The 620-nt window shown below is 32.3% G+C and carries 2 protein-coding genes; one reads left to right on the top strand and one right to left on the bottom strand.

Translation table 11 applies throughout. The features are described from left to right. Positions 1–235: glutathione S-transferase N-terminal domain-containing protein (locus tag RR876_RS17035; protein ID WP_332637196.1), on the bottom strand; the 235-nt coding region annotated here is incomplete at its 3' end. Positions 236–359: 124 nt separating this feature from the next. Here RR876_RS17035 and RR876_RS17030 point away from each other — a divergent pair. After that, a partial coding sequence (locus tag RR876_RS17030) for a hypothetical protein (protein ID WP_332637195.1) occupies positions 360–620 on the top strand: 261 nt, incomplete at its 3' end.

Raw genomic sequence — 620 nt, 5'->3', positions numbered from 1 at the left:
CATCAACATATTCAGAAATAATTGCAGTATTAAAAAGCTTTAAGTCATTTTCAATAAGCATTGGAAGTTGATTATATGGATTTAAACTTGCTAAATCCTCATCATCTTCTTCTACAATAATTAAATGATGTTTAATCTGTTTTTCGGTGAGTAGAAATCTAATCCAGTGTGAACGAAAGTCATCCTCGTGGCTATACAACGTAATCCCTTGCTGAGGTGCATTTTCGACTGACATATTCCAAAAACTTGGTTAAGTGAATAGAGTAGAATACTAAAAATAGACAATAAAATCATCTTAACTTTAATATGTTTATGATAAGTATCAATCTAAAAATAGAATTCAAAATTGGGGTGTAATCATGAGTTCAGTGAAAAATTTAATGAAATCAGTCATTATTGTATTTTTAATGATGAATATTTCAAATGCCTATGCGAAAAAGCAGCAATCAGCTGATCATGTAGAAGAAGCTCAAGCTGCTGTTTCTACTGTAGATGCTGCATGTATAGCTGACCAAGCTTGTGATGTTGCAACAGCAGTGCTAGAGGATGAAATGTATGGAGGAATAAAACAAGAATACATAGTGAAGGGATGTAAGGTCACAATTTATAATGATGGACCC

The organism is Acinetobacter sp. (genome assembly GCF_036666595.1).
Taxonomy (GTDB): domain Bacteria; phylum Pseudomonadota; class Gammaproteobacteria; order Pseudomonadales; family Moraxellaceae; genus Acinetobacter.
This window is presented reverse-complemented; position numbering and strand designations above follow the sequence as displayed.